The organism is Gelidibacter algens, from assembly GCF_001678675.1.
GTDB classification, from domain to species: domain Bacteria; phylum Bacteroidota; class Bacteroidia; order Flavobacteriales; family Flavobacteriaceae; genus Gelidibacter; species Gelidibacter algens.
In genome coordinates this window covers 87,089-94,149 of sequence record NZ_LZRN01000014.1, presented here as the reverse complement: position 1 = coordinate 94,149, position 7,061 = coordinate 87,089, and the positions used below count along the sequence as shown (strand labels likewise).

General features: G+C 34.1%; 5 protein-coding genes. All 5 read left to right on the top strand.

The genetic code is table 11. The annotated features are described in order from the left end of the window. The coding region (locus tag A9996_RS20230; protein WP_211272643.1) for a hypothetical protein at positions 1 to 223 on the top strand (223 nt) is incomplete at its 5' end. 278 nt (positions 224 to 501) lie between these two features. Next, positions 502 to 3,795 (top strand): hybrid sensor histidine kinase/response regulator transcription factor, encoded by a 3,294-nt coding sequence (locus A9996_RS08945; RefSeq protein ID WP_066433339.1) that lies wholly within the window; start codon positions 502 to 504, stop codon positions 3,793 to 3,795. 220 nt (positions 3,796 to 4,015) lie between these two features. After that, the gene (locus A9996_RS08940) at positions 4,016 to 5,017 is read left to right on the top strand and encodes a class I SAM-dependent methyltransferase (RefSeq protein WP_245905307.1); all 1,002 of its coding nucleotides are present in this window, start codon (positions 4,016 to 4,018) and stop codon (positions 5,015 to 5,017) included. Between the two features lie 85 nt (positions 5,018 to 5,102). Then, positions 5,103 to 5,660 (top strand): nuclear transport factor 2 family protein, encoded by a 558-nt coding sequence (locus tag A9996_RS08935; protein WP_066433332.1) that lies wholly within the window; start codon positions 5,103 to 5,105, stop codon positions 5,658 to 5,660. 339 nt (positions 5,661 to 5,999) lie between these two features. Further along, complete coding sequence (gene queG / locus A9996_RS08930) at positions 6,000 to 6,923, top strand: tRNA epoxyqueuosine(34) reductase QueG (protein ID WP_066433330.1); 924 nt, start codon at positions 6,000 to 6,002, stop codon at positions 6,921 to 6,923. Positions 6,924 to 7,061: the final 138 nt, after the last annotated feature.

Genomic DNA, 7,061 nt, shown 5'->3' with positions numbered 1-7,061 from the left:
TGGAAATGGAATTGCACGTTTTGATGGTAGTAGTTTCACTAATTATGAATATTTTAATGAAAATGACACAGATTATAAAATAGGATTTGTCAATAGTGTTGTCATTGATAAATTTGGTAAAAAATTGTTCATAGCTTCAGAAGAAGGATTTTTTATACATCTATCGATACTATTAGTTTCAAAAAACTTAACCCTTTTTCCTCTTCAAATAATTTACCAATAAAAAGAACAAATCAAATTTTACTTGAGAACCAAAACACACTATGGGCAACAAGCCATGGAGATGGGCTCTTAAAAATAAATATCGATTCTTATGAATACGATAGCTTTAAATTTATTGATACTTCACAGAATAATACCAATCAATTAAACACTATAATATGTATTGCCAAAGACCCACTTAATAACGATGTTCTATGGTTAGGAACTTTAGCAGGACTTGTACGTTTTAATAGTGTTTCAAAAGAATACAAAGTATTTGTTTACAATAAGAATTCTGATTTGGCACACAATAGAATTCGCAAAATTTATGTCAGCAATAATGAAGTCTATTTAGGAACTTGGGGCCAAGGACTTGTTGTTTTTGCTAAACAAAACCAGCAGTTTATGTTGCCTTTTAAAAGTAGTCATCCAAATCATAGTTTAATATTAGAACTTTATAAAGAAAATGGTCCAAATTTATGGATTACTACAAATATTGGATTATTACGGTATGATATCGTTACGAATACTATTAAAAGTAGTATTGAACATAGCCCCTCAAAAGGTAAAATAAATGGCGTTTCTTTTGTAGATTCTAGAGGGATTATTTGGTTTGGATATGGGAAAGGGATGTTTAAGTATGACCCATCATTATCTACTCATAAATTTATTCAACTTGAAGAAAGAAGCAATCTACAGGATCCTTTGCTAATTAAAAAAATAATACCTTTTAATGATTTTATTTATGTTTTGGGACACAATGGCTCTGGATTGTATAAAATAAATGCTACCAATTATTCTTTTGAAACCATAAAAATTGCACCGTCAGACGATCCAGAACGAACCAATAGTAACCTGCGCGATATGGTAAAAATGGATGATGAAAACCTGCTTATCTTATCTTTTAATAAGTTATACATCTATAATACAAGAACTCAAAAATTCCATTTGTCTCGGCTTCAAATAAATCATCCCTCGCCATCATTGCAGAGTATTGTTAAAGATAAAAGTGATAGGTATTGGATTGGAGGTAGGTTTTCTGGTTTAACGTCACTTGACTTTGTAAATAATACGATAACGAATTACAAAGATGAGTTTAATGTATACAAAGAAGGAAATCATACTTGGATAAATACTTTGTATTTAGATAATAGCAACAAACTATGGATAGCAAAAGGCTCATCGACCGTTATGGATTTAAACAACTCAAAGCTTTCACTTTTAAACCCAAATGATTCTATTCCATTTTATCAAGATGTTGGTGGATTTCTTGACGATAATAAGGGAAGAGTTTGGGTTGCAGGTTTGCAAAGCGGATTAGGATATATAACATTTAAAGATTTCAAAAAAGGAATATCACATCAAATTGATGGAAGTTTTAGAGGAATTTATAAGCATAACGATAGTATCATGTGGACAACAGGTGATGGACTGCTAGGGGCGTTTAACATCAATACAAATGTTCATAAAATCAGTCGGCTAAATAACAATAATCAATATGTAATTGGTCCAATTATACATAACGATAAAGGAGAATATATTATTGGTTGTTATAATGGCCTTATAATTTACAACCCAGAAAGTCGAGTATTAAATCAGGAAATACCGAAACCTTATATTAGAAATATTACAGGGAATGGTAATATTTATTATGAAGAGAGGAGGTTAACAAATAAAAATGTAAGTTTTAAAAGCGGAACAAATAATTTGGTTATAGAAGTTAGTGCTTTAGGATTTCAACAACCAGAGCAAATTACATATTCATATAAAATTCAAGAAGATTGGGTAAGTTTAAGTGCAAGTCAAGAAATTAATATTACAAATTTAACCCACGGAACATATAACTTTAAACTTAAAGCATGTAATGAGATAGATGGCTGTAGTGAGGCAACATACAATTTTACTATTCTCACGCCTTGGTATAAAACATGGGTGGCGTATATGGCAAATGTTGTGTTGCTCATATCTATTTCATATTGGTTTTACCGTTTTAAATTGTCTAAAAAACTCGCCATAGCAGAGCGCAATAAATTAAAAGACCTCAATAGATTAAAAAGTACTTTGTACACCAACATCACACACGAATTTAGAACGCCTCTCACAGTAATATTAGGCTTAGCGGATACCATTAAAGATGACCTTGAAGCACAAAACTATAAGACCGCAAATGAAGGAATGGGTATCATTGAGCGCAATGGCAAGGATTTACTACAGCTTGTCAATCAGCTTTTAGGCATTAGTAAAGCAGAAAGTGGTACTATGGAGTTAAACCTAATTCAGGCAGATGTAGTTCCTTTTTTAAGATATATCTGCGAAAGTTTTCAATCGTTGGCTAAAGTCTCCAATATTGACCTTACCATGTATTTTGAAATTGAAAGCCTACATATGGATTTTGATGATGGGAAGCTGCAAATCATAATTTCCAATTTACTTTCCAATGCCATTAAATTTTCCCATGCTGGTGAAAAAATAATATTTCATGTAAAAAGCGAAACTGTAAATGAAGATACTTGTATAGTTATTAAAGTAAAAGATTATGGAGTAGGCATCCCTGAAAATGCACTTCCACATATTTTTGATAGATTTTACCAAGTAGAAAATTCATATTCAAAAGTTGGAAAGGGGGTTGGAATTGGCTTAGCGTTGACCCAAGAATTGGTGACACTCATGAAAGGGACTATTACTGTAAAAAGTACAGAAGGAAAAGGTACAGAGTTTTCAGTAGCAATCCCAATAACTCGAAATGCGTTGACCTCAACCAAAAACAATACGAGTTTAGTTAAATTGGTTGAGGATGCAACTATTGCGCAAGAATGGTCGTTGCAACTTTTTGATGGTGATATCAATTTACCAAAAGCCTTAATTATTGAAGACAATAAAGATGTCGCCTATTATCTAAAACTTTGTTTACAGAATAAGTACCATTGTCTATTTGCCAACAATGGTGAGCTAGGCCTGGAAATGGCGTTCGACAAAATTCCTGATATAATTATTAGCGATATCATGATGCCTGGACGAGATGGTTTTGAGGTTTGTGAAATTTTAAAGACAGACGCACGTACTGACCATATTCCAATTATTCTGCTTACAGCAAAAACTTCTGAAGAAGACCGCTTAAAGGGCTTAAAACATGGTGCTGATGCGTATTTAACCAAACCTTTTTTAAAAGCCGAATTACTGACAAGATTAGACCAACTTATACTTTTGCGCAAACGGATAAGTCAAGCATTTGCTAAAAATAAATTCTCTCAAATTTTAGTTTCAAAAGAGAATACTCCTGAAACGAAATTTCTTCAAAAGCTCATACAGATCATTCAGACTAACATATACAATCCTAATTTGGGATCGCGGCATGTAGCACAAAAAATGGGTCTGAGCGAATCCCAAATTTATAGAAAACTAAAAGCTATAACCGGGAAATCTACCGCTATTTTTATTCGTTCTGTGCGTTTGGAAAAAGCAAAAGACCTCATTCAAACTACAGACAAACCAATTTCAGAAATTGCCTATGAAGTTGGCTTTAACGACCCATCATGGTTTAGCCGTGCCTTTAAGGAAGAATTTGGTTACACACCCAGCGCAATGCATAAATAGCTGAAAAACAAGTATTTAAATCCACAATTATTATTTATTTGACGACATAGTGCTAGTCATTTATGGACTTGCATAAATAGTTAAACATAATGGTAAAATAGTGAAAGTTATCTCTTTTATCTATTGCTAGCTTGCCTTCGTTAATTAATCTTTAAAATTCAAAATCATGGAAATCAACGAAAACAAACTAAATACCTTACTGGGTAAAATGGTTACCGAAATGGGAGCAGCTGCAATAGGACCACTTATAATCATAGGTGATAAGCTAGGTATTTATAAAGCTATGGAAGCAAAAGGAAGCGTTACTTCGGTCGAACTTGCCAAAACTGCAGGTGTAAACGAGCGTTATTTAAGAGAATGGTTATCTGCACATGCAGCATCAGGTTATATAGAATATGATGACACCAATGAAACATTCACGTTGTCACCAGAACAAGCTTTTGTATTTAGTAATCCTGATAGTCCTGTGCTAATGACAGGAGCGTATTACGCGATATCATCCATGTACCACGATGTGCCAACGATGGAAAAAGCCTTTAAATCTGGAGAAGGTGTTTCTTGGGGAGACCATCATAGTTGTTTATTCTGTGGTACAGAAAAATTCTTCAGACCATCATATGCTACAAATTTGGTTCAAAACTGGTTACCCTCTCTTGACGGTGTGGTAGAAAAATTAGAAAAAGGAGCTAAAGTAGCAGATGTCGGTTGTGGTCATGCAGCTTCTACCATGATAATGGCAAAGGCATTTCCCAATTCAGAATTTATCGGTTTCGATTTTCATCAAGGGTCAATAGACCATGCCAAAACACATGCTAAAGAATCTGGACTCGATAACATTTCTTTTAAAGTAGCAACAGCAAAAGACTTTCCAGGTAACGATTATGACCTTGTTACTTTCTTTGATTGTTTACACGATATGGGAGACCCAGTTGGCGCCAGTGTTCATGTAAAGAAATCTTTAAAACCAGATGGCACCTATATGATAGTAGAGCCATTTGCGAACGATACATTAAAAGACAATATAAATCCGGTAGGAAGAGCATTTTATTCCTTTTCAACACTATTATGTACACCCAGTTCTATGAGCCAAGAAGTAGGTTTGGCATTAGGAGCGCAGGCAGGTGAACAACGATTACGTGATGTTGCAGTAGATGCTGGTTTCAATCATTTTAGACGTGCTACGGAAACACCTTTTAACCTGATTTTAGAGGCGAGACCTTAATCATACTATATCAAAAAGGGCAAAACTTTAAGGATTAATATAACTTAATATAAAAACAAGAATATTAACCATTTAAATATTTATCATGAAAACAAAACTTTTATTAACAGTAATTCTATCATCCTTTTTATTTTTATTTGGATGTTCGAATAATGACGAAAACGCTCAAAATTCAGAATTAACTTCTCAAGGTGCATCTTCATCCAAGAGCTCAACTGAATTTAGAGGTTCTTCAGTAACTTCCCAAACGTTTCCGCAGGCACAGCAAGAGGTCCTAGAAACATGGGAGGCCATCGTAAAAAGTGTTATAGATGGAGATATTGACATGCTTATTTCTTTCCATGCATATGGTCCGAAATTTACTGATTTCAAAAACGGAGAACTAAGAGGTGGTGGTGAGGCAAATGAAGCTCATGAACGTGCGGTTTTTGGTGCTGTCACAGAAGTCGTAAAACTTGACGCATTGGATATGCAAATTGCTGTCTATTATGGGAATGTAGCTAATGTAACCTTTCATTCCGATTTTCATTTAATGTTTGGAGAAGAGCTTGTTATAGTTAATGAACAAGAATCCTTGTTATTTGTAAAAACACAAGGCAAATGGAAAATTGTTGCCGAGCATCATTCTCCATTGAATCGATAAGGAGCTACAACCACATGCAAAAGTAATAGCGATTTGGGTTTCAATTCAAATCGTTATCGCTTAAATACATCGCCATGGAAATCTTTGGACAAAAACTCAATAATAACTATGATATAGAAATAATAACTGATAAAATAATGTTGGTATTAATCATTTTGGACGTACTTCAGAAACACTATTTAATTTAATTTAGGAAGCAAGACCTCAATGAAAAAAAAGATGTTTTTCCAGTCAATAGAATTGTTGATCTTTCTATAGTTATCAACCCAGAAACCACGAATTTATAGTTGGTAAAATAATTTCTTCATTAAGAAAATTAAATAATCTTAACTTTACGCTGTGAATAACAAGCAGCAATACACGCAACTCATAAAAACCGAAGCCAAACGCCTCGGTTTTTTGTCCTGCGGTATAAGCAAAGCGCAATTTTTGGAAGAAGAAGCGCCACGACTTGAAAAATGGCTAAAAAATAATATGCAGGGCGAAATGCGTTACATGGAAAACCATTTCGATAAGCGCTTGGATCCGACTAAATTGGTTGATGATTCTAAAAGCGTTATTTCTTTATTGCTGAATTATTATCCAGAAGAAACGCAAACGGAAAACAGTTTTAAACTGTCCAAATATGCTTACGGAACCGATTATCATTTTGTCATCAAAGACAAACTCAAATCGCTTTTAAATTTTATCCAGGAAGAAATAGGCGACGTTCATGGCCGCGCTTTTGTTGATTCTGCACCAGTCATGGATAAAGCTTGGGCTGCAAAATCGGGTTTGGGCTGGATAGGGAAGCACAGCAATCTGTTAACCCAACAGGTTGGTTCTTTCTATTTCATTGCAGAATTGATTATCGATTTAGAGTTAGAGTATGATTTACCAACCACAGACCATTGTGGTACTTGTACGAAATGTATCGATGCCTGCCCGACCCAAGCAATTACCGAACCTTATGTGGTGGATGGCAGCAAATGTATTTCCTATTTCACAATTGAACTAAAAGATAAAATCCCCACCGAATTTAGAGGTCAATTTGACGATTGGATGTTTGGGTGTGATATCTGTCAAGATGTATGTCCGTGGAATCGCTTTTCAAAAGCACATAACGAACCTTTATTCAATCCGCATCCCGAATTATTGTCCATGACCAAAAAAGATTGGGAGGAAATTACCGAGGATGTATTTAAGGAACTCTTTAAAAAATCAGCCGTTAAGCGGACGAAGTTTGAAGGTTTAAAAAGGAATATTGAGTTTTTAAAGGATTAGAATTTATCTAAAATCTTTTTCATATTAAAATGTCATAAGAGCTGATTGCAGTTTTTATTCGGCTCAAATTTAATTTAATAATGAGCCGATTAGGATATTTATTCTGCTCTTTCGATAAATTTCACTTCATGTAAATTC